The organism is Paenirhodobacter hankyongi (assembly GCF_003664585.1).
GTDB lineage: Bacteria > Pseudomonadota > Alphaproteobacteria > Rhodobacterales > Rhodobacteraceae > Rhodobacter > Rhodobacter hankyongi.
The window spans coordinates 90,548-112,770 of the sequence record NZ_RCHI01000011.1 but is presented as its reverse complement, the minus strand read 5'-3'; the positions used below and the strand labels follow the sequence as shown (position 1 = coordinate 112,770).

Genomic DNA, 22,223 nt, shown 5'->3' with positions numbered 1-22,223 from the left:
TTGGCAATCGGTTCTCTTACTGGCAGTTGAAGACGCGCTTTATGGCCCCGGCTCTGAAGTCGGCAAAGCAAGGGCGCGTTTGCTTGAGTGCCGTCGTGCGCGTGACTACCTAACAACGCCGAGTTCTGATCTGGCTAAGGCGTGCAGCCTAGCCGGTATCGACATGCAAGCGCTGATCGAGCGCATGGGGCCTCGGATCGCAGCGGCCCCTTCGCCTGAAGAGCTGGTCGCTGAACCGCGTGATGTGCGCAGCCTTGCGAAACGCGAGCCAGCCCCTGCCCCGAAGGTCAAGCCAGAGCCTATTCGTTACACCTTTGAAGGCGAGACCCTGACGCTCGAAGAGTGGTCAGCGCGCACCGGCATCAAATTCCATACGCTGAACGGGCGGCTGCGGTCAGGCTGGTCAGTCGAGGAAGCACTGACGACTTCGGTTGAAGAGGCGAGGGAACGCTCGAAGGCTGCGGCGACGGGCGGCACTTGGGCGCGCGGCACCCCGGCAAAGCGCCTCACCCATGAGGGCGAGACCCTGACACTCGCTGAGTGGTCAGCGCGCACCGGCCTGAAGGTGCTGACGATCAAGAACCGCCTGCGAGCTGGTCGCTCGATTGCCGAGGCTCTGGATCCGTCCGACAAGCGCAGAAGAGCCTGAAGCCTGACGCCGGTCAAGGTGCCGGGGTGGTCTCCAATTTGCGCCCTTTTTAGGGACCGGCGGGGGGAGGTCCGCGCAGGATGTGCACGAAATAACTTTTCCTTATGTATTCAAGTGCCTTCCATAAGGTGCTATGATACCCCAATTGTTCCGCTTACGAGTTTTCGAGTATGTCCGTTGTTACCATCGCCGAGCTGAAAGCTCAGCTCAATCTTGATTCCGATCTGGATGACGCCTTGCTGGCCGCGAAGATCGACGCTGCCGAGGCCTATGCTTCGAGCTTCATCGGCGCGCCCCTTCCTGACCCTCTCCCGGCCACGATCCGGCAGGCCGTGCTCATGCTCTCGGCCTTCTGGTATGAGCAGCGCGAGGCTGCGCTGACTGGTGGCAACGCCTACTCGGTCCCGTTCGGCGTGCATGACCTCCTGCAATCGCAACGCGCGTGGGCGGTGTGATGGCCGAGTTCGACCTGAACGCACAGGCCGCGCGGCTGGCGAAGCGCCTCGAAGCGATCCCCGTGGCCATCCTTGCGGCGGTGCGCCCTGCGCTGGTGCAGTCCGCCGAAGACCTCGCCCAGGTGGCGCGCAGTCTCGCCCCCGAGGACTCGGGCGATCTGAAAGCGAGCATCGCGGTCACGCCGCCCGGTGCGGAAACACCCGCCTATGCCGAGGGCGGCGGTCGTCGCATCGCTGCCGACAATCAGGCGCTTGTCACTGCGGGCAACCCCGAGCAGCGGCACGGCCACCTTGTCGAGTTCGGCACGAAGCCGCACGAGAACGGCGGACTCTTCGCTGGCACGCAGCACCCCGGCACCGAGGCGCAGCCGTTCCTCCTGCCGGCGGCGCGTCTGACGCAGGACCGGGCGAAGCGCCGGATCGGCCGGGCCGTGGGCAAGGCCGTGCGCGAAGCGGCGCAGGCAGGCGGCAATGATTGACCCCGCCCTTGCCTTTCAGACCGCTGTGCGCTCGACGCTGATCGGCTCGCCCGCGGTGGTCGCGCTGGTGACGCCCGAGAACATCCGGGCCGGTGCGGTGCGCCCTGAGCGTCTGCCCTCGGTGGTGCTCGGCGATGCACGCACCGAATACCTCGGTCGGGCTGCCGGTTCGCAGCGCGTGGCGCGGGTGTTCATCACGTTGCACATCTGGGCGCAGGAAGACGGCGCCGACACCGCCCGGATGATCGGGGCGGCTGTGCATGGTGCGCTTGAGTTCGGCCCGAAGGACACGCCCGAGCTGATCGTGGACGAATGGCACGCGCCGAGCACGGTGTGGCTGCGCGACCCCAAACCCGAGCTGAGCCTGACGCATGGCGCGATGGTCCTTGAGGCCGTGGTGCGGTGGAGGGTGTGACCATGCAGTCGGGCAAACTTCAAAACCTGATCGAGCTGCAACGGCAGACCGAGACCGTCGCGGCCTCGGGTGCCGTGTCGAGCGCATGGGAAACCTATGCGACCGGGCGTGCTGAGCTTCGGCAGGCCGGGATTTCCGAGTTCCTGACGACCGCGATTGAAGGCACCGAGAACAACGCGGTGTTTCTGATCCGGTGGATTCCGGGCGTGTCGGTGGCCGATCGCATCCTTCACGGCGGCAAGGCGTGGAACATCGTCGCCATTGCCGAGATCGGGCGCAGGCGCGGCCTTGAGCTGCGGGCGGTAGCGGCATGAGCGTGCATCAACGTGGCATCAAGCCCGCACTGGCACCCGACACCGAAGCACTGGCGAAGGCACCGCCCGCGCCCTCGTGGCTCTCGGCTTATGCAAAGGCTGAGTGGAAGCGTGTCATGCCCCAACTGATCGCGCGCCGGATCATCACGAAGGGCGACCTCGCGGGCGTGGAGAACTACTGTGTTGCTGCCGGTGCGGTGCGCCAGATCGCCAAAATCCTCGCACAGAACCCGGTGCCCGATTTGAAGCTGGGCGGGCTTCAAATCCGCTACGCACAGACCGCGCGCCAGCTCGCGAGCGAATACGGCCTCACCCCCACGTCGCGCGCCCGGATCGGTTCGGCTGCGCCCGATGATCCCGACGACGACGACCCGCTGGCGGTGTGACGCATGGCAAGCACCTATCCTGAATGGGTCTTCGATAACTCGCCGATCCCCGACCCCCTCGGCCATGGCGAGCGCGCCGTGCAGTTCCTGCGCCGTCTGCGCCACCCGGCCAGCACGGAACCGAAGCGCGCCTTTCAGCTCGACCCGTGGCAAGAGCGGATCGTTCGGCGCATCTATGGGCCGCGCAACGCGGACGGCTCGCGGATCGTCAAGGAAGTCTGGTTGCAGGTTCCCCGTGGCAACCGGAAGACCTCGCTCGCGGCTGCGCTGGCGCTGTTGCACTTGATTGGACCCGAACGCGTGCCTGCCGGTCAGATCATCTTTGCCGCTTCGGATCGTGAACAAGCTGGCATCGGCTTTCGCGAGGCTGCCGAGATCATCCGTCAGGACGCGCGCGTTGCAGCCGTGACGAAGGTCTATGACGCGAACAACGCGCCGAAGACGATCAGGAGCACCCGCGACGGCTCGACGCTCAAGGCGGTGTCGAGCGACGGCAAGGCGATGCACGGCACAACGCCGACATTCGTTCTCGCCGATGAGGTTCACGTCTGGAAGGGGCGTGACCTCTGGGAGGCCCTGCGATCCGGTATGACCAAGCGCGCCGGTGGTCTCTGGATCACCGCGACGACCGCAGGCCGGGGCCGCGAGGGGCTGGCGTATGATCGTTACAGCTACGTGCGCAAGATCGCCCTCGGCGAGATCGTGAACCCGGAAATCCTGCCGGTCATCTTCGAGCCCGGAGAAGATGACGATTGGCTGGATGAGGCGACGTGGCACAAGGTCAACCCCGGCCTGAGCTACGGCTACCCGGTCTTGTCCGAGCTGCGCACGAAGGCGACCGAGGCCAGGGAAAACCCTTCCGAGGCATATTCCTTCCGGCAATACGCCCTGAACGAATGGCTGGGCAACAGCACCGCGCCCCTGTTCAACATGGACACCTTCGACGCGCGTCGGTTTGATAACGACGAAGCCGACCTTGAGGCGCTGGATTGCTGGGTAGGCGTTGACTATGCGTCCTCTGGCGACCTCTCGGCTATCGTCGCAGCGTGGGCGCATCCTGACGGGCAAATCACGATTAAGCCGTGGTTCTATGTGCAGGCCGAGACGCTGGAAGAGCGCGAACGCCTCGAAGGTCTGCCCTATAAGCAATGGGTCAGGGATGGGCTGATTGAAGCGGTCCCCGGCCCGGTGGTCCCGCAACAGGTGGTGGCCGACAAGATCGTGGAAATCTGTGCGCGCCATAACGTCCAAGAGGTCGCCTATGACCCGCACAAGCTGCAAGCGATGGCAGCCGAGCTTTACACCGACGGCCTGCCGATGGTGCAGTTTCGGCAGAACCTGACGCAGATGGGGCCTGCCAATGGTGAGCTTGTGCGCGCCGTGAATGGTCGCCTGATCCGGCATGACGGCAACGCGGTTCTGCGCCGGCACTTCGAAGGTGTGTATGCCGTCGAACGAAACGGCCTGATCTGGCAGGACAAGGCCGACAAGAAGCACGGCCATATTGACGGATCGGTGGCGGCTGCGATGGCAGTCGGGCGGCTTGCGCTGAGCGGCGGCAATTCCAGTGCCTACAACGCGCCCGGTGCGGGCGGACTCTATGTGTTTTGACGAGTGAGATTTTGAAATGACTGATATTGCACTGCCCGGCCTGATCGTCCCGGTTGAAGCGCGCGTGGACAAGCTGGAAAGGGCGCTGAAGCGCGCGAGCCAAACGCAATCGAAGTTCGCCCGCGACATGGAAACCCGCGCGAAGCGGTCGGCAGACCGCATGGCCGCGACCTATACCGGCCTCGGCTCGAAGATGGCGGGCGCTTTCAAGAGCATTCCGCTGCCCGGCGTCGGCGTCGGCATCGCGGGGCTGGCGGGTGCTGGCATCGGTGCAGCTCTGGGCACCGCAGCGGGCCAGATCCGCGAGACGGTGAGGGGCATTGCCGAGATCGGCAACGAAGCCCGGCGCGCGGGCGTGGAGGCCGAAGCCTTCCAGCGGTGGAGCTACGTCGCCACACAGAACCGGATTTCGATTGATGCGCTGACCGATGGCTTCAAGGAGCTGTCGCTGCGCGCTGACGAGTTCGTCACCACAGGCAGCGGCTCGGGCGCGGATGCGTTCAAGCGCCTCGGATTTTCGGCAACCGACCTTGCCAAGCGTCTGAAAGACCCCTCGGCGCTCATGCTCGAAATCATTAGGCGCCTCGAAGGCTTCGACAAGGCCGCACAGATCCGCATCGCCGACGAGGTATTCGGCGGCACCGGCGGCGAGCGCCTCGTTGAGATGCTTGGACGCGGCGAGCGTGGGATTTCGGCGATGATGGGGCGGGCCTCGGTGCTCACCCAAGAGCAGATCGACAAAGCCGATCAGCTCGACCGGCGCTATACGGCGCTCACCGATAGCATTCATCGGGGCTGGCAGCGGACTGCGCTTGGCGTCGCCGATTTTGTTGCCCAGGTGCTGAACGCGCAGATCGAAACCGACAAGCTCGCGGCCTCGGACCTGTTCCGCAATCGCGCGCAGGCTCCCCAGATCCTCGGGCCGAACGTCAACGGGGCGCTTGAAGGCAACGGGCAGGCCGTCGCCGACAACGCGCAGGCCATCGGCGATCTGCTGAGCCTTTACGAGCGCTTCGCGTCGCAGGCCGACACGCTTGCGCCAATCCTCACGCGGTTCGGTGGCGAGCTGCGGCGGATGGGCGACACCGGCGCCGGTGAGGCGCTGGAAGATGCCGCCCTGTCAATGCAGACGCTTTCCGGTCAGCTTGATCGAGGCGAGATCAGCGCTGGCGATTTCGAGAAGCGCATGGCCGAGCTGATCCGCAAGGCGCAGGACGCGCTGGCCTCGGTGAATGAGATTGACGACAACCCGCGCTTTTCGAAGGTCATCGAACGGTTGGGCGGGCTCTGGGATGCACTCGAAGCGCTTCGCCAGAAGGCCCGCGAGGCCCGTGAGGCACTGCCGGGTGGGTCACTCCCCATGACCACCGGAACCGGCCTGACAGCTGCGGAGATCGAGCTGCCCCCGGGGCAATATGCGCCCGAGGCCTCGCCGCGTCCGAAGGCTGCGCCTGCGATGATTTCCGAGAATGTCGGCGGCGGATCTGGCAAGGGGGGTGGCGGCGGTGCTGGTGGTCGGTCGCATGACAGCTACGCGGCGGCCGTCGCTGACCTTGAACGCGAGAAGGCCGCGCTCGACGCCGAGGCGGTGGCGCTGGTGGCCGCTGCGGCTGCGGGCTCTGACTATGCCGTCGCTCTGGATGCCGCCCATGCGAAGGCGAAGCTCTTGGCCGCGGCGCAGGCCGAGGGCAAGCAGATCACGCCCGAGCTGACGGCGCAGATTGACGCGATGGCGCAGGGCTATGCGCAAGCCGGGAGCGAGGCCGAGAGGGCCGCCGCCAAGCTCAGGAAGGCCGACGAGGCCGGGAAAGCTGGCGCCCAGTCACTGGCGGATGTCTTCACCGCCGTCGCGACGGGGGCCATGACCGCCGAGGAAGCCCTCGTCCAGCTCCTGGCGGAGCTCGCCAAGGCGCAGCTGAACAAGATGTTCGTCGGCATGTTCAGTGGAACCGATCTGGCAGCGGGCCTCGGTGGCCTGCTGGGCTTCGCGGCCGGTGGCTATACTGGCGACGGTGGGAAGTTTCAGCCGGCGGGCATCGTTCACAAGGGCGAGTTTGTCATGTCCAAGACCGCGGTGCAGCGCCTTGGCGTGGACGCCCTCGACACGCTTCATACGCGGGCGCTCAGAGGCTATTCCGGGGGCGGGCTGGTAGGTGATGCCCCGGCGATCAGCAAGGGCACTCTCGGGCGCTCTGGGAGTCCCGCGCAGGCCGTCACGATCAGCGCCCCGATCACTGTCAACGCGACCGGCGGCACACCTGCCCAGAACGCTGACCTTGCCGCCCAGATGGCAGAACAGGCTGAACGCATGTTCCGGGCACTGGTGCAGAAAGAACTTGTGAACCAGATGCGCCCCGGCGGGATGCTGCGCTGATCGACGGGAGACGCTGACATGGCCCTGAACACCTTCGACCCGTCGCCCCGTCCGTCACCCGGAACAGGTATCGCAAACAAGGTCAGCCTGCGCACGGCTGACTTTGGCGACGGCTACACTCTCTCGGCACCGGCTGGCCTCAACCACATCCGCAAGCAGATCACCTTGAAGTGGGATGCGCTGACCCGCGACGAGGCGTTTGCGCTGGACACGTTCTTCATCGGACAAGGCGGGAACGTGCCGTTCTATTTTGTGCTAAACGGCGAAACGGCGCCGAGGAAGTGGACGTGCGCCGAGTGGAGCATGACAGACGCGGCGCCCTGCACCTTCACTGCGACACTGGTGGAGAACTTCACGATTCTAACCTGATCGACGCAGAGGCCGTTTTTAGGCTCGTGGGTGAGTCTCGAGGGGCTTCCGGGTGGTGGGGTGGCCGGAGACCCCTAGATGCGCGCCTGTGACTCTCCTGTTGAGTCTGGCGACGACACGACCGCGTTGGGTGCCGGGTGCGTCTTTGTTTGAGCCGGGAGCCTCCCCTTTCGGGACCGAGGGAGGGTGTGAGAAGAAAGGTAGCTTTCTTCGCAGCCGGGGATGGGAACGGAAGCAAACGTGAGACAAATTTCCGCCTATCTTAGTGAATACCTCTTACTAAGAGAATTACCTATAATAGGAAGAAATTTGTCTCACACGCCTCCGGGTGTCTCTTTCTCTCCTCCGGGTGCGACTTCAACACCTAGAAGAAATTTGTCTCACCCTCACCTCCGGGTGCCGTAACGTGCAGTTTTCTTCCTCTTCGGGTGCGGTATCGTGCAGTTTTCTTCCTCTTCGGTTCCGTCCCCCCTCGGCTCCGTAACGTGCAAAACCGTATCACCTCCGGGTGCGCCTTCGTAAGACTGGAAAGGAATGCTGACATGTCTTTTCCCATTCCGGCCAGCGAAATGGGTTCCAAGAAATTCGGAGAAACACAAATATCCTTCGGTCACCCATTGACACATAACACTTAAGTGTTTATGTTGAAGTCAGTTCATCAACCTATCGAAGATACAATGCCGACCCATATCAGCCTCCCCAATGAACGCGCGGAACAGCTCCGCATGATCGCGCGCGCCAAGAGCCAGACCATCCCCGAAGTGATCGCCGATTTCGTCCGGGCCGAGATCGCGAAAGGCACGATCCCCGCCGACATTCCCGGCCTCGACGTGACCAAGACCGGCCCCGAGATCGTGGTGAAGGCCGCGTCCGGCTTTGAAGTAACGATCCCGCTTGGCGAAGGCCCGACCCTCGCGGACCTCCTGCGCGAGTCTGGCGAGCTGACCCCCTCGGACCCCGAGCGCAAGGCGCGGTGGCTCGAAGGTCTCGGCGCTCTGACCGGCGTCAAGGTGAAGCGCGCAGGTAACGGCGTGAAGATCGTGTCGCCCATCACGAAGCGCGAGTTCCCGCTGAACTTGGACGTTGCTGTTGATCTGGCAAATCAGATCGACAAGACCGCCGAATGAGTGGGGCCGAGCGTTGCGGCGCTCGGCCCGCCCCCTCTACAACGGGCACTTTCATGACCACCGCGACCACGATCAAGCCGCTAGTGCCGAAGCTCTATGCCGGGCAACCCGACGCGGAAACGCTGACGTGGTTTCGCGCCAAATACCCCAATGGCATCACCGCGAAGAGTTCGCGCGCCTACGCTCGCGAGCTTTACAAGACCAAGCCCGACCGGGAGGAAGACCCCGCGGGCGAGCAAGATTGGTATTCCAGTCTCACCGACTTTCAAGAGAAGTTGCTCGCGGACGCGAACCGGCAGAAGCGCACCGACCCGAAGGTGAAGGCCGCCCGCGCCAGGGCACGCGCCGCAGATCCTGAATATCAGACGAAGCTCGCCAAGACGCGGATGGAGTATGCCGACCGGGCCGAGGCAGAGGGTCGCGAGGTCAGATCATACCGGCGCAACGTCACGCTGACGCCCGATCAAAAGAAGACAGAGCGCAATGAGCGCAACGAGAAGCGCCGCGAACACATCCGCACCGCTATTGGCCGCGGTCAAAACCCCTTCGCCCCGAGCAAGCAACACGTCGCCTTTATGGTGTGCGCTCGGTTGCTTGAGATGGGCCGGTTCGATCCGATCAATGACCCGGTGGTCAGTGACCTCGCGCAAAAACTGAGCATCACCGAGGACGCGGTGCGGAAGCTCGTGGGTGGCGCAATTGAGACACTGCGCACGGCCAAAGCCATTCGCAAGGATGGTGCCGTGATCGTTCTCAGGTAGGGTAAGCCGAGCGCAGCACCGGCCCCGGCGGAGCTGACTGACGAAGAGCTGGATATGATCGAAGCCGCCGCCGAGGCCGCCGCGATTGCCAAGCTTGACGCCCTGATGGATCAGATCGACATGGATTAGCGCTTAGCGATAATCACTAATCATTTCATGGCTTTACGGGAATTTCCTCTTGCGCTCCGAATCCGCCGCGGTCTAGAATCTGGCCTATCGAAACAGGGAGCCACCAATGAAGAACATCTATCTCAGCGATGAAGTCTGGCACCGCCTCGCCGCCGATCTGGTGGAGGCCGCGCAGCACCCGGCGGACCCCGAGAGTGCAGTCAAGATCGTGCTGGCGAACGCGGGCGTCATGCCCGAGGGCTGTCGGGACGATTGCGAGGGCGTGGCGCAGATCGCCGCGTGAACTGACAACTGAATAGGGCTGGCCCGCCCCTGTGGTTCCTTACCCACTAGCGAGCTGCGATCAGTCGGAACAGTGCGCGGAGGGCATCCATCAACCCCGACATGGCACGGCGGCTATTCTCTGGCTGCGCGGTGCTCAGAACTTTATCCGTGAGAGGGCGGGGCTTCACGGCCTCGCCCTTTTCCATTTCGAGTTGCCAGCTGCCGGACGAGTCACACTAGGCTCGCATGGCCCATGTGTTACACCCACGCGACTGTAACACATGGCGGCGACAAGATTGACTCAAGTCATTGATTCGCAACGGAAATTTTAGATGGTCGGGGCGGCGAGATTCGAACTCACGGCCTTCTGTACCCAAAACAGACGCGCTACCAGGCTGCGCTACGCCCCGACGGGTTCTTCCTACAGGCGGCGGGCGCCGGTGAAAAGGGGTCAGCGACAGGGGATCGCCGCGCGCCCGGCCGCAATCGCCGGATGCGAGAGCACCGTGCCCGCACCGATCCCCAGCCGGTCAGCAAGGCCGCCATTGATTTCGAGAACATACTGCGCCGCGCCTTGCGAGGGCAGCGGCGTGTCATCGCGCGGCCGCGCCTCGGCCTGCACCGAGATCACCCGCCCCGCCCCGTCCAGGAAGATGATGTCGAGCGGAATCAGCGTGTCATGCATCCAGAAGGCGACCGGCCGCTCGGACGGGTAGACGAAGAGCATCCCCGCCGCCTTCGGCAGCGAGGGGCGCTGCATCAGGCCCCGCTCGCGCTCGGCTGCGTCATCGGCGATCTCGACGGTGAAGGTGGCGATCGGCGTGCCATCGGCGCGCTGGAGGATCGCACTGTCGTCGCGGCACACCGGCGCCGCAGCCACAGGGGCCGCGGCCAGCAGCAGGCTCAGCGCGAGAGCGCCATATCCCAGGCGACGACCTGCGCCGCCATGCGGCCACGCCGCCCCTCGATCACCCGCAGACATACCGCCTCCCCGGCCGCGAGATCGGCAAAGCCCGACCGGCGCAGCACCTCGATGTGGATGAACACGTCCTCGGGTCGCCCCCAGACGTTGGCAAAGCCGAAGCCCTTGCCCTTGTCAAACCACTTCACCCGCGCCGGTTCAAGCGGCAGCGCCGCCAGCGCCTCGGGGTCGGTCTCGCCCAGATCCTCGATCGGGGCCGGGCGTCCCTCGGCCTCGGGCGGCACGATCTCGATCACCTCGACCGCCTGCGCGCCGCGCGGCGTCGCCTGCACCACGACCGTGATGCCGGCATTGTCCGCCACCGAGCCCTGCCCGAAATTGCGCAGCACATTGGCATGCAGCAAGATGTCAGGACCGCCCTCCTGATCGACGATAAAGCCGAACCCCTTGCCCGGATCGAACCATTTCACGCGCCCCGTCACGGTCCGGGCTTCGGCCCTCAAATCGTTCATCGCTATCCGTCCATCACTTCGATCCGGCGCAAGCCGGAGCGGAGTCCTCCGCCTTGCCCAAGTGTCACAGCAAGGCAGACGGATTCAAGCGAAAAAAGTAAGGAAAACCCGACCCGCGCATTTCACGAAGCGTGAAATGCGCGATTTTTTTACGGATTCAGGCGCTGAATCTGCCACTCCGAGGTCGCATCGGGCCGGGTCCAGCGGAAGCGGTCGTGCAGCCGGAAGGCGCCGTCGGCCCAGAATTCGATCTCGAGCGGGGTGATCCGCAGCCCGCCCCAGAACGGCGGACGCGGCGGGTTCGGCCCCTTCTGCGCGGTCACCTTCGCCACCTCGGCCATCAGCGCGGTGCGCGAGGAAAGCGGCTGGCTCTGGTGCGAGGCCCAGGCCCCGAGCCGCGAGGTCAGCGCGCGCGAGGCGTAATAGGCGTCGGCCTGCGGACCGTCCTCCTTGGTCACCAGGCCGCGCACCCGGATCTGCCGGCGCAGGCTCTTCCAGTGCATCACGAAGGCCGCCTTGCCGGCGCCCAGGATCTCCTCGCCCTTGCGGGAGGTGTAGTTGGTATAGACGACGAAGGCGCCGCCCGAGGGCGCGTCGCGCCCCTCGATCTCCTTCAGGAGCACCATGCGCACATTCGGCATGCCCTCGGCATCGACCGAGGCGATGGCGATCGCGTTCGGATCGTTGATCTCGGTCTTTTCCGCCTCGGCCAGCCAGGCGCTGGCCAGTGCAAACGGGTCATCGCCCGCAAAGATCCCGGTTCTGTCGCTCATCCGATCCTCCATCGTGGCGGCCTTCCCTGCGGGCAAGGCCCCTGCCCTGCCCCTGTCCAGCCTTGATGCCCCCAGATCTTTCGCCTAATGCTTGCGCACTTACCAGAGGGAAGCGGGGGAAACCTGACATGACGAACACCCTGATGTCGGGCAAGCGCGGGCTGATCATGGGCCTCGCCAACGACAAGTCGATTGCCTGGGGGATCGCAAAGGCCTGCGCCGATGCAGGGGCCGAGCTGGCCTTCTCCTACCAGGGCGAAGCCCTGAAGAAGCGGGTCGAACCGCTGGCCGGCTCGATCGGCGCCGACACGATGATCGAATGCGACGTGTCGAACCAGGAAAGCCTCGATGCGCTCTTCGCCGCGCTGAAGGAGAAATGGGGCACGATCGACTTCGTCGTGCACGCCATCGGCTTCTCCGACAAGAACGAGCTGCGCGGCCGCTACGTCGACACCTCGTCGGACAACTTCAAGATGACGATGGACATCTCGGTCTATTCGTTCACCGCCGTTGCCCGCCGCGCCGCCGAGCTGATGCCCGAGGGCGGGTCGCTGCTGACGCTGACCTATTACGGCGCCGAGCAGGTGATGCCGCATTACAACGTGATGGGCATCGCCAAGGCCGCGCTCGAGGCTTCGGTGAAATACATCGCCGAGGATCTGGGCAAGGACGGCATCCGCTGCAACGCGATCTCGGCCGGCCCGATCAAGACGCTCGCCGCCTCGGGCATCGGCGACTTCCGCTACATCATGAAGTGGAACGAGCTGAACTCGCCGCTGCGCCGCAACGTGACCCAGGAAGAGGTCGGCAAGGCCGCGCTCTACCTGCTCTCCGATCTCGGCTCGGGCACCACGGGCGAGATCCTGCACGTCGATGCGGGCTATCACGTCGTCGGCATGAAGGCGGTCGATGCGCCCGACATCGACGTCGTCACCGGCCGCAAGGACGCCTGAGTCCCGGCGATGACGCTTTCCGCCTTCCTCGCGATCTACTTCGTGCATCTGGCCGCGGCGATCTCGCCCGGGCCGGCCGTCCTGATGGCCGCGCATACCAGCCTGCGCGAAGGGATGGCGCGGGGGGCGTGGCTGTCGGTCGGCATCGGGCTTGGCGCCTGCCTGTGGGCCTGCGCCGCGCTGTTCGGGCTGGCGGTGCTGTTCCGCATCGCCCCCGCCCTGCTCACCGCGCTGAAATTCGCGGGCGCCGCCTATCTGATTTACCTTGCGGTGAAGATGTGGCGCCACGCCCCCGACCCCTTCGACGCCGAGATCACCGAGACCGCCTCGGCGCGCTCGCCCCTCGGCCTCGTCTGGCTCGGCATCGCGACGCAGCTCGCCAATCCGAAGCCCGCGGTCTTCTTCGGCACGATCTTCCTGACCTTCGTGCCGCCGCAGGCGCCGCTCTGGGCCTATGCCGCGATCCTCGGCATCATCTTCGTCAACGACGCGGGCTGGAACGTGCTCGTGTCGCGCATCTTTTCGCTCGAGCGCACCCGGCGCGGCTATCTGCGCCTGAAAACCGCGATCGAGCGTGGCTTTGGCGGGCTGCTCGCCCTCCTCGGCCTGAAACTCGCACTCACCTGAGAGGCTTGTCATGTCCGAACGTCTTCCCCACGAGAAGGGCTTTCTGGTCAGCTGGGACCAGCTCCATCGCGACGCGCGCGCGCTGGCCTGGCGGCTGGACGGCAAGGGCCCGGACAACGGCGCCTGGCGTGCCATCGTCGGCATCACCCGCGGCGGCCTGGTGCCCGCGGCGATCATCGCGCGCGAGCTGAACATCCGCGTGATCGACACGATCTCGGTCAAGGGCTACAACCACCAGACCCAGCACCCGCCGGCCGTCATCAAGGCGCCGCAGGCGGATCTGATGGGCGACGGCGAAGGCATCCTGATCGTCGACGACCTCGTCGACTCGGGCAAGACGATGGAGCTTGTCCGCACGCTCTATCCGAAGGCGCATTTCGCCACGATCTACGCCAAGCCCAAGGGCCGGCTGCAGGCGGACACCTTCATCACCGAGGTCAGCCAGGACACCTGGATCTTCTTCCCCTGGGACACCGCGCTGCAATATGTGCAGCCCTACCGGGGCGTGGACTGAGCCGATGCGAGCCCGTCTCGGCCGGGTGCTGCACGCGGCCTTCGAGGCGAGCCTGCTGGCCAAGGGCCTCTTCGCCGCGGCCGAGACGCTTTCGGGCCTGGTCCTGCTGGTGCTGCATCAGGGCGCGCTGGTCGCGCTTGCACAGCGGCTGACGGCGCATGAGCTTTCCGAGGATGCGAGCGATTTCCTCGCCAATGCGCTGCTGCATGCCGCGCAGCGCTTCTCGGTCGAGGCGCAAAGCTTCTATGCGCTCTATTTCCTCAGCCATGGCGGGCTGAAGCTGATCGTCGTGGTGCTGCTTGCCCGCGGGGTGCTCTGGGCCTATCCGGGCGCGATCGTGCTGCTCTCCGCCTTCATCCTCTATCAGCTGCACCTGTGGAGCCTCGACCATTCTGTGGTGCTGCTGGCGCTGACCGGGCTCGACCTCGTGGTGATCGCCCTGACCTGGGAGGAATGGCGCCGCCGCCGGGGGGTTTCCTTCGCGCCGCCGCGGTCCTAGTGTCGCGCGACACTCAGGAGACACCGATGCCGCTCAGCCCGCTGAACCCCGCCCTTGCCGCCACCTTCGCGCCGCCGGTGATGGAGGCGCGGCGCTGGCTCGAGGGGGTGAGCTTCCCGCCCGAGCGGCCGCTCCTCAACGTCAGCCAGGCCGCGCCGGTCGATCCGCCGCCCGAGGGGCTGCGCCGCGCCATCGCCGAAGCCGCGCTCGACAACCCCGCCGCCCATCTCTACGGCCCGGTGCTTGGCATGGCCGAGCTGCGCGCCGAGATCGCGGCGCAATGGTCCACGGCCTATGGCGGCACGATTTCCGAAAGCCAGGTGGCGATCACCCAGGGCTGCAACCAGGCCTTCTGCGCGGTGATGGCGACGCTTGCCGGTCCGGGCGACGAGGTGCTGCTGCCGACGCCCTGGTATTTCAACCACAAGATGTGGTGCGACATGGCCTCGGTCCGGGCCGTGCCGCTGCCCACCGGCGCGGGCCTTCTGCCCGACCCCGAGGAGGCCGCCGCGCGGATCACGCCGCGCACCAGGGCGATCGTGCTGATCTCGCCCAACAACCCGGGCGGGGCGGAATACCCGGCCGCGCTGGTGCGCGCCTTCCACGATCTTGCCCGGTCGCGCGGCCTCGCGCTGATCGTCGACGAGACCTATCGCGACTTCGACAGCCGCACCGGCGCGCCGCATGACCTGTTCACCGATCCCGACTGGGACGAGGCCTTCATCCATCTTTACTCCTTCTCGAAGGCCTACCGGCTGACCGGCCACCGCGTCGGCGCCATCGTCGCCTCACCCGCGCGTCTGGCCGAGGTCGAGAAATTCCTCGACACCGTGGCAATCTGCCCGAACCAGCTTGGCCAGATCGGCGCGCTGTGGGGGATGCGCAACCTCGCGCAATGGGTCGCCGGCGAACGCGCCGAGCTGCTTGCGCGCCGCGCCGCGCTGACCGAGGGGTTCGGCGCGCTCGAGGGCTGGCACCTGCATGGCTGCGGCGCCTATTTCGCCTGGGTCGACCACCCGGGCCACGACGCCTCGCCCGACTTCGCGCGGCGTCTGGTGCGCGAGGCGGGGGTGCTGCTGCTGCCCGGCACGATGTTCATGCCCGAGGGCACGGTGCAGGGCGATCGCGGCCTGCGCATCGCCTTCGCGAATGTCGACACCGCCGGCATCGCGGAATTGATCCGCCGCCTTGCCACGGTGGCGCCCTGAGCCTTGCGGCGCCCCCGTCAAAGCCCTAAACACCCGCAAAAGGCCTGATCCCCGGGAGGAATGAGCATGTCGAACAAGCTGCGCAGCCATGGCAAGGGCGTCGTCGTCTGGGTGTTGCTCGCGATGCTTGTCCTTGGCCTTGGCGGCTTCGGCGTCTCGAACTTCTCGGGCCGGGTGCAGTCGATCGGTTCGGTCGGCAAGACCGAGATCTCGATCAACGATTATGCCCGCGCGCTGCGCTCAGGAATGAGTGCCGCGCAGGCCCAGCTCGGCCGGCCGCTGACCTTCGCCGAGGCGAAGGCGCTCGGCCTCGACCGGCAGGTGCAGGCGCAGGTCTTCGCCGAGGCCGCGGTGAGCGAACAGGCCCGCCGGCTCGGCATTTCCGTCGGCAATGCCGAGGTCGGCCGCCAGGTGCAGGCGATCCGCAGCTTCCAGGGCGTCGACGGCAAGTTCGACCGCGAGGTCTATCGCATGGCGCTGCGCCAGCAGGGCTATACCGAGGCCCAGTTCGAGACCCGCCTGCGTTCGGACGTGGCGCGCTCGATCCTGCAGGGCGCGGTGGCCGGCGGCGTGAAGGCGCCCGAGGCGCTGGCCGCGGCCTATACCAAATACGTCACCGAGAAGCGCGACATCGCCTTCGCCGAGATCACCAAGGCGGATCTGACCGCCACCCTGCCCGAGCCCAGCGAGGACGAGCTGAAGGCCTGGCACGCGGATCATGCGGCGGAGTTCACCAAGCCCGAGACGCGCGAGATCAGCTATGTCTGGCTCACCCCCGAGATGCTGAAGGACAAGGTGCAGCCCGACGAGGCGACGCTGCGCGCGGCCTATGAGGAGCGGAAAAGCGAGTTCGTCCAGCCCGAGAAGCGCCTTGTCGACAAGCTCGTCTTCCCGACCAGGGCAGAGGCCGAGGCGGCGAAGCAGAAGCTCGACGCCGGCACCGCGAGCTTTTCCGACATCGCCAAGGAGCGCGGCCTGACCCTTGCCGACACCGATCTGGGCGAGGTCTCGAAGGACGAGCTCGGCAGCGCCGGCGATGCGGTCTTCGCGCTGACCGCGCCCGGCACCGTGGGCCCGATCGACAGCGACCTCGGCCCCGCGCTTTACCAGATGAACGGCATCCTGCCCGCCGAGGAGACCACCTTCGAACAGGCCAAGCCCGACCTCGAGACCGAGGCGGTGATGGACCGTGCGCGGCGGATGGTCTCCGACATGACCTCGGGTCTCGAGGACCGGCTTGCCTCGGGCGCGACGCTCGAGGAGATGGCGAAGGAAACCGACATGCAGCCGGGCCATATCTCGATGGCGCCCGACACCACCGACGGCATCGCCGCCTATGAGAGCTTCCGCACCGCCGCCGCCAAGGTGACCGAGCAGGACTTCCCCGAACTCGGCACTCTCGAGGATGGCGGCGTCTTCGCGCTGCGCCTCGATGGCGTGACGCCCGCCGCGCTGATCCCCTTCGATCAGGTCCGCGACAAGGTCGTGGCAAGCTGGAAGGCCGCGCAGCTGAAGAAGCTGAAGACCGACCGCGCCGAGGAGATCGTCGCCGCCGTCTCGGCCGGGGCGAGCCTCGCCGATCAGGGCCTTCTGGTCTCGAACGCGACCGGGCTCGAACGCTCGGGCTTCGTCGAGGGCGCGCCCGCGACCCTGCTGGCCACCGCCTTCGACACCAGGCCCGGCGCCGCCGCCGTGGTGGCGCAGGACGAGGCCGTCTTCGTCGTGGTGCCGGTCAAGGTGACCGAGGCCGATCCGCAGGCCACCGACACCAGGCAGGTGCATGACGTGCTCTCGACCCGGCTCGAGCAGTCGATGTCGGGCGATCTTGCCGAGCTTTTCGCCCGCGCTTCGGAAACCGAGGCCGGGCTCACCATCGACAGCACCGCGATCAACGCAGTGCAGGCGCAGATGCAGTAAGGAGGCGGTCGTGGCAGCTCTTTCCCCCAGCTTCGAAGAGTTCGAGCGCGCCTGGCAACAGGGCCGCAACCAGCTCGTCTTCGCCCGCCTCGCGGCCGATCTCGACACGCCCGTGTCGCTGATGCTGAAGCTGGCCGATGCGCGCGAGAACAGCTTCATGTTCGAATCCGTCACCGGCGGCGAGGTCCGCGGGCGCTATTCGATCATCGGCATGAAGCCCGACGTGATCTGGGAATGCCGCGGCGAGACAGCCCGCATCAACCGCCAGGCGCGGTTCGAAGAGCGCTTCGAGGAGCTGCCCGGCCACCCGTTCGACAGCCTGCGCGCGCTGATCGCCGAAAGCCGGATCGAGATGCCCGAGGGCCTGCCCGCCGCGGCGGCCGGCCTGTTCGGCTATCTCGGCTATGACATGATCCGGCTGGTCGAGAAGCTGCCCGGCGGCAATCCCGACCCGCTCGGCGTGCCCGATGCGGTGCTGCTGCGGCCCTCGGTCGTCGCGGTGCTCGACGGGGTGAAGGGCGACGTGATCCTCTGCGCGCCGGCGTTCCAGAGCTCGGGCCTGTCGGCGCGGGCGGCCTATGCCCAGGCGGCCGAGCGGGTGATGGACGCGCTGCGCGACCTCGACCGCGCGCCGAACCAGAGCCGCGAGATGGGCGAGACCGCGAAGGTCGGCCCGCTGGTGTCGAACTTCACCGCCGAGGGCTACAAGGCCGCGGTCGAGAAGGCCAAGGACTACATCCGCGCGGGCGACATCTTCCAGGTGGTGCCGGCGCAGCGCTGGCGCGCGGATTTCCCGCTGCCGCCCTTCGCGCTCTATCGCTCGCTGCGGCGCACCAACCCCTCGCCCTTCATGTTCTTCCTGAACTTCGGCGGCTTCCAGATCGTCGGTGCCAGCCCCGAGATCCTGGTGCGGCTGCGCGAAGGCGAGGTGACGATCCGCCCGATCGCCGGCACCCGCCCGCGTGGTGCGACGCCGGCCGAGGACAAGGCGCTGGAAGAAGAGCTGCTGGCCGACAAGAAGGAACTGGCCGAGCACCTGATGCTGCTCGACCTCGGCCGCAACGACGTCGGCCGGGTGGCGAAGATCGGCACGGTGCATCCGACCGAGAAATTCATCATCGAGCGCTATTCCCACGTCATGCACATCGTCTCGAACGTGGTGGGCGAACTGGCAGACGGCGAGGATGCGCTCTCGGCGCTGCTCGCCGGTCTGCCCGCGGGCACCGTCTCGGGCGCGCCGAAGGTGCGGGCGATGGAGATCATCGACGAGCTCGAACCCGAGAAGCGCGGCATCTACGGCGGCGGCGTCGGCTATTTCGCGGCGAATGGCGAGATGGACATGTGCATCGCGCTGCGCACCGCAGTGGTGAAGGATCAGACGCTCTACATCCAGGCGGGCGGCGGCGTCGTCTTCGACAGCGATCCCGAGGGCGAGTATCAGGAATCGGTCAACAAGTCGAAGGCGCTGCGCAAGGCGGCCGAGGAGGCGGGCCTGTTCGTGCGCCAGGGCAACGCCTGAGCCCCTGCCCCGCCGGGCATCACAGGAACCGAACGGGGGCGCTCAGCCCCCGTTTTGCGTTGCCGCCAGGGCGAGCGCCGAGACCGGCGCAAGGCTGACCGTGCCAGTGGCGCCCACCGACCAGCTCGTCAGCCCCGCGACCGACTCGGGCCAGGCGCTCAGCATCACCGTCACGGCGCCATCGCGTGCCGCCTCGAAGGCCGCGCGGGCAAGGGTGCGCTCGACCACCGCGCCGCGCTCGCGATCGGCATCGAGCACGCGCCAGACCCGCACCTCGGGCAGGCCTGCCGCACGCGCCAGCTGTTCGGCCGCATTGGTGCCGCTGCTTTGCGTCACCAGCCCCAGCCCCTCGCGCGCCAGCACCGCCACCAGATCCTGCGACAGCAGCCGGTTGTTCTGCACCACCGGAGCCGGCGGCTCGACCACGGCAACGGCTTCGGGCAGCACCGCCCGCCAGGCCTCGATCGCAACCTCGAGATCCTGCGCCGTCGCACCTGCGGGCAACGGTGAGGCCAGGATCGCCACCTCGAGCCCCGCGGCGCGATAGGCGGCGGCGGCGGTGGCGGCATCAGGCCGGGTCGGGTCGATGGCAACGGTCAGCGGCAGGCCGAGCGAGGTGATGGTGCCCGCATCGAGCCCGCCCGCCGCGGTGCCCGTATCGATCAGCACGACCGAGAACAGCGGCTTGCCGGGCTCGGGCGTGAAGGCCGCGCCAAAGCGACGGATCGGCGCCCCGTCGCCCTCGGGCGCAGGTGCGGCCGCCTCGGGCACGGTCGTGGTGGTGGGCGGCGGCATCACGCCGGGCAAGGCCCCGGCCGGCGCCTCGGCCCCCGGCGGGCGCTGGAAACCCGGCGCGGGGGCGGTGGCCACCTGCGTCTCGTCGCCGATTGTCGGCAGCCGGTTCACCGTGGTGCCGGGTGCGTTGGCAAAGCCCTGCGGATCGGCGCCGGGGCTGAACACGCGCGGCAGCTGCGGCTCGGGCGACACGATCGCGCCATCGGGCATCAGCACGATCTCCTGCCCGGGCTCGGGCGCCATCGGCGTCGCGGGCGTCTTTGCCACCGGCGCTTCGGCGCTGGCGGCAGTCCCGTCGGCCTCGGCCTGCGGCAGCTCGGGCGCCACCACCTCGCCCGGCGGCGGCACCGGCACCGGCGCCTCGGCCCCGGGTTCGAGCATCGCAAGCGGCGGCTCGGGCACCGCGGGCGATTGCGGTGCGATGGCCACGGCATCGGGGCGCGCGGCGCTCTCGGTGCCGGGCAGCGGCGCGGCGGGCGGTTCGGCCACCGCCGCGGGGGCGGCGGGCGCGGCGACCTCGGCAGGCGCCCCCTCCCCGGCCGGCGCGACCGGCGCGGCATCGCCTGCGCTGTCGGCGGCGACCACCGACGGCGCGGCCGGCGCGGACGCGACCGGCGCCACCGGGGCGGGTGCGGGGGCCGGCGCAGCTGCGGGCGGGGTCGGAACGGGCGCGGCGGGCGCAGCGGCAATCGGAGCCGGGCTGTTCGCGGGCGCGGGCAGATGCGGCGCGCGCTGGACCGCATCGCGGGTGGCCGGAGCGTCCTCGCCCGCGGCCGAGGCCGGCGGGGTCCGCTGCGGCTGCGGCAGCGGCGCCACCAGCGACAGCGCCCCGAGCCCCAGCACTGCGACCACGCCGCCCGTGCCCAGCCCCGCGATCAATCCACGAACCATGCGTTCCGCCCTCTCGAATCTGTCCCGCGCACCCCCGAAGGGCCCTCAAACCGCCCTCCGGCCCTTGACCCCGGCGCGCCGCTCTGAGCATCTATAGCCCGACGCAAGCCCCGGTTCATCCCCTGAATCTCGTCGCGGATCCCGGGCGGCAGAAGGAAACGCCCCATGCTCCTGCTCATCGATAATTACGACAGCTTCACCTACAACCTCGTCCATTATTTCGGCGAGCTCGGCGCCGATGTGAAGGTCGTGCGCAACGACGCGATGGATGTGCAGGCGGCGATGGGGATGGGGGCCGAGGCGATCGTGCTGAGCCCCGGGCCCTGCGACCCTGCCCAGGCAGGCATCTGCCTGCCGCTGACGCTCGCCGCGGCCGAGGCCGGGGTGCCGCTGCTGGGCGTGTGCCTCGGCCATCAGACCATCGGCGAGGCCTTCGGCGGCAAGGTGGTGCGCGCCGGCGAGATCGTGCACGGCAAGATGGGCACCATCCACCACGCCGGCCAGGGCGTGTTCAAGGGCCTGCCCTCGCCCTTCCAGGCCACCCGCTATCACTCGCTGATCGTCGAGCGCGAAAGCCTGCCCGACTGCCTCGAGGTCACCGCCTGGCTCGAGGACGGCATGATCATGGGGCTGCGCCACAAGGAGCGGCTGATCGAGGGGGTGCAGTTCCACCCCGAATCCATCGCCTCCGAGCACGGCCACCAGATGCTGCGCAACTTCCTCGACGAGGCGAAAGTGAAGGTGACGGCATGAGCGAGCTGAAACCCCTGATCGGCGTCGCGGCCGAACGCACCCTGACCCGGACGGAAGCAGAGACCGCCTTCGAGACCTTCTTCGAGGGCACGGCGACGCCCGCCCAGATGGGCGGCTTCCTGATGGCGCTGCGCACCCGGGGCGAGACGGTGGACGAGATCGCCGCCGCGGCGGCAGTGATGCGCGCGAAGATGAACCGCATTTCCGCCCCCGCGGGCGCCATCGACATCGTCGGCACCGGCGGCGACGGCAAGGGCACGCTGAACATCTCGACCGCCACCGCCTTCGTCGTCGCGGGCGCGGGCGTGCCGGTGGCGAAGCACGGCAACCGCAACCTCAGCTCGAAATCCGGCGCCGCCGATGCGCTTGGCGCGATGGGGCTTGACGTGATGAAGGGCGCCGAGGTGTCCGAGCGCGCGCTGGCCGAGATCGGCATCGCCTTCCTGATGGCGCCGATCCACCACCCGGCGATGCGCCACATCGGCCCGACCCGCGTGGAACTGGGCACCCGCACCATCTTCAACCTGCTCGGGCCGCTGACCAACCCGGCGGGCGTCAAGCGTCAGCTCACCGGCACCTATTCGCGCGCCTGGATCCGGCCGATGGCCGAGGTGCTGCGCACGCTCGGCTCCGACGCGGCCTGGCTGGTCCATGGCGGCGACGGCACCGACGAGCTGTCGATCGCCGGCGTGAGCTGGGTCGCGGCGCTCGAGGCCGGCGAGATCCGCGAGTTCGAGGTGCACCCCGAGGATGCCGGCCTGCCGGTCCACCCGTTCGAGGAGATCATCGGCGGCGAGCCGCACGAGAATGCCGAGGCCTTCGCGGCGCTGCTGGACGGCATGCGCGGCGGCTATCGCGACGCGGTGTGCCTGAACGCGGCGGCGACGCTGGTCGTGGCGGGCAAGGTCGCCAACCTGAAGGACGGCGCGCGGATGGCGGCCGAAAGCATCGACTCGGGCGCCGCGCGCGGCAAGCTCGAGGCGCTCAAGCGCGCCATGGCCTGAGGG

At 67.3% G+C, this 22,223-nt stretch carries 25 protein-coding genes and 1 tRNA gene; 21 read left to right on the top strand and 5 right to left on the bottom strand.

All coding sequences use genetic code 11. The features are described from left to right. The first annotated feature begins 163 nt into the window (after positions 1-163). From DYS74_RS18485 to DYS74_RS18675, 12 genes are all read left to right on the top strand, one after another. The gene (locus tag DYS74_RS18485; RefSeq protein WP_147435502.1) at positions 164-649 is read left to right on the top strand and encodes a hypothetical protein; all 486 of its coding nucleotides are present in this window, start codon (positions 164-166) and stop codon (positions 647-649) included. A 170-nt stretch (positions 650-819) separates the two neighbouring features. Beyond that, the gene (locus DYS74_RS12195; protein ID WP_121533971.1) at positions 820-1,104 is read left to right on the top strand and encodes a head-tail connector protein; all 285 of its coding nucleotides are present in this window, start codon (positions 820-822) and stop codon (positions 1,102-1,104) included. After that, positions 1,104-1,583 (top strand): HK97 gp10 family phage protein, encoded by a 480-nt coding sequence (locus DYS74_RS12190; RefSeq protein ID WP_121533970.1) that lies wholly within the window; start codon positions 1,104-1,106, stop codon positions 1,581-1,583. Before DYS74_RS12195 ends, DYS74_RS12190 begins: the two co-directional genes overlap by 1 nt. Next, the gene (locus tag DYS74_RS12185) at positions 1,576-1,998 is read left to right on the top strand and encodes a DUF3168 domain-containing protein (protein WP_121533969.1); all 423 of its coding nucleotides are present in this window, start codon (positions 1,576-1,578) and stop codon (positions 1,996-1,998) included. Before DYS74_RS12190 ends, DYS74_RS12185 begins: the two co-directional genes overlap by 8 nt. 2 nt (positions 1,999-2,000) lie before the next feature. Further along, positions 2,001-2,312, top strand: a complete 312-nt coding sequence (locus DYS74_RS12180) for a phage head closure protein (RefSeq protein WP_121533968.1) — start codon at positions 2,001-2,003, stop codon at positions 2,310-2,312. Continuing rightward, complete coding sequence (locus DYS74_RS12175; protein WP_121533967.1) at positions 2,309-2,698, top strand: P27 family phage terminase small subunit; 390 nt, start codon at positions 2,309-2,311, stop codon at positions 2,696-2,698. Before DYS74_RS12180 ends, DYS74_RS12175 begins: the two co-directional genes overlap by 4 nt. A gap of 3 nt (positions 2,699-2,701) precedes the next feature. Beyond that, positions 2,702-4,309 (top strand): terminase large subunit, encoded by a 1,608-nt coding sequence (locus DYS74_RS12170; RefSeq protein ID WP_121533966.1) that lies wholly within the window; start codon positions 2,702-2,704, stop codon positions 4,307-4,309. 16 nt (positions 4,310-4,325) lie between these two features. Beyond that, a complete protein-coding gene (locus DYS74_RS12165) occupies positions 4,326-6,683 on the top strand; it encodes a phage tail tape measure protein (protein WP_121533965.1) in 2,358 nt (785 codons plus the stop codon). A gap of 18 nt (positions 6,684-6,701) precedes the next feature. Then, positions 6,702-7,052 carry a phage tail protein gene (locus tag DYS74_RS12160; protein ID WP_121533964.1) on the top strand — a complete coding sequence of 117 codons (351 nt, stop codon included), beginning with the start codon at positions 6,702-6,704 and terminating at the stop codon, positions 7,050-7,052. 677 nt (positions 7,053-7,729) lie between these two features. Beyond that, positions 7,730-8,179 carry a hypothetical protein gene (locus tag DYS74_RS12155; protein ID WP_121533963.1) on the top strand — a complete coding sequence of 150 codons (450 nt, stop codon included), beginning with the start codon at positions 7,730-7,732 and terminating at the stop codon, positions 8,177-8,179. A gap of 53 nt (positions 8,180-8,232) precedes the next feature. Then, positions 8,233-8,940, top strand: coding sequence for a hypothetical protein (locus DYS74_RS12150; RefSeq protein ID WP_147435500.1), 708 nt, complete (start codon positions 8,233-8,235; stop codon positions 8,938-8,940). A gap of 235 nt (positions 8,941-9,175) precedes the next feature. Then, positions 9,176-9,352: a hypothetical protein gene (locus tag DYS74_RS18675; protein ID WP_183077522.1), complete on the top strand. Its 177-nt coding sequence runs from the start codon at positions 9,176-9,178 to the stop codon at positions 9,350-9,352. 314 nt (positions 9,353-9,666) lie between these two features. Here the strand turns inward: DYS74_RS18675 and DYS74_RS12145 are convergent. The 4 genes from DYS74_RS12145 to pdxH all read right to left on the bottom strand — a co-directional run bounded on the left by DYS74_RS12145 (position 9,667) and on the right by pdxH (position 11,540). After that, positions 9,667-9,743, bottom strand: a tRNA-Pro gene (locus tag DYS74_RS12145). 41 nt (positions 9,744-9,784) lie between these two features. Continuing rightward, the gene (locus tag DYS74_RS12140) at positions 9,785-10,213 is read right to left on the bottom strand and encodes a DUF192 domain-containing protein (RefSeq protein WP_245965274.1); all 429 of its coding nucleotides are present in this window, start codon (positions 10,211-10,213) and stop codon (positions 9,785-9,787) included. A 23-nt stretch (positions 10,214-10,236) separates the two neighbouring features. After that, the gene (locus DYS74_RS12135; RefSeq protein ID WP_121533961.1) at positions 10,237-10,767 is read right to left on the bottom strand and encodes a cold-shock protein; all 531 of its coding nucleotides are present in this window, start codon (positions 10,765-10,767) and stop codon (positions 10,237-10,239) included. 149 nt (positions 10,768-10,916) lie between these two features. Then, the gene (pdxH, locus tag DYS74_RS12130; RefSeq protein WP_121533960.1) at positions 10,917-11,540 is read right to left on the bottom strand and encodes a pyridoxamine 5'-phosphate oxidase; all 624 of its coding nucleotides are present in this window, start codon (positions 11,538-11,540) and stop codon (positions 10,917-10,919) included. Positions 11,541-11,668: 128 nt separating this feature from the next. On the opposite strand from pdxH, the gene fabI reads away from it, so the two are divergent. The 7 genes from fabI to trpE all read left to right on the top strand — a co-directional run bounded on the left by fabI (position 11,669) and on the right by trpE (position 18,777). Further along, the gene (gene fabI, locus DYS74_RS12125) at positions 11,669-12,493 is read left to right on the top strand and encodes an enoyl-ACP reductase FabI (protein ID WP_121533959.1); all 825 of its coding nucleotides are present in this window, start codon (positions 11,669-11,671) and stop codon (positions 12,491-12,493) included. A gap of 9 nt (positions 12,494-12,502) precedes the next feature. After that, positions 12,503-13,120, top strand: coding sequence for a LysE family translocator (locus DYS74_RS12120; RefSeq protein ID WP_121533958.1), 618 nt, complete (start codon positions 12,503-12,505; stop codon positions 13,118-13,120). Between the two features lie 10 nt (positions 13,121-13,130). After that, positions 13,131-13,634, top strand: a complete 504-nt coding sequence (gpt, locus tag DYS74_RS12115) for a xanthine phosphoribosyltransferase (protein ID WP_121533957.1) — start codon at positions 13,131-13,133, stop codon at positions 13,632-13,634. Positions 13,635-13,638: 4 nt separating this feature from the next. Beyond that, entirely contained in the window at positions 13,639-14,133 is a 495-nt protein-coding gene (locus DYS74_RS12110; RefSeq protein WP_183077521.1) for a DUF2127 domain-containing protein, read from the top strand. Between the two features lie 26 nt (positions 14,134-14,159). After that, a complete protein-coding gene (locus DYS74_RS12105) occupies positions 14,160-15,341 on the top strand; it encodes an aminotransferase (RefSeq protein ID WP_121533955.1) in 1,182 nt (393 codons plus the stop codon). Between the two features lie 66 nt (positions 15,342-15,407). Beyond that, on the top strand, positions 15,408-17,258 hold the full coding sequence (locus DYS74_RS12100; protein ID WP_183077520.1) for a peptidylprolyl isomerase: 1,851 nt from the start codon (positions 15,408-15,410) through the stop codon (positions 17,256-17,258). Positions 17,259-17,268: 10 nt separating this feature from the next. Beyond that, positions 17,269-18,777: an anthranilate synthase component I gene (gene trpE, locus DYS74_RS12095; RefSeq protein ID WP_121533953.1), complete on the top strand. Its 1,509-nt coding sequence runs from the start codon at positions 17,269-17,271 to the stop codon at positions 18,775-18,777. A 42-nt stretch (positions 18,778-18,819) separates the two neighbouring features. On the opposite strand, the gene DYS74_RS12090 is transcribed toward trpE, so the two are convergent. Beyond that, entirely contained in the window at positions 18,820-20,463 is a 1,644-nt protein-coding gene (locus DYS74_RS12090) for a divergent polysaccharide deacetylase family protein (RefSeq protein WP_121533952.1), read from the bottom strand. 165 nt (positions 20,464-20,628) lie between these two features. Between DYS74_RS12090 and DYS74_RS12085 the strand changes: the two genes are divergently transcribed. Continuing rightward, entirely contained in the window at positions 20,629-21,216 is a 588-nt protein-coding gene (locus DYS74_RS12085; protein WP_121533951.1) for an anthranilate synthase component II, read from the top strand. Next, complete coding sequence (gene trpD / locus DYS74_RS12080) at positions 21,213-22,220, top strand: anthranilate phosphoribosyltransferase (protein ID WP_121533950.1); 1,008 nt, start codon at positions 21,213-21,215, stop codon at positions 22,218-22,220. Before DYS74_RS12085 ends, trpD begins: the two co-directional genes overlap by 4 nt. The last annotated feature ends 3 nt before the right edge of the window (positions 22,221-22,223 follow it).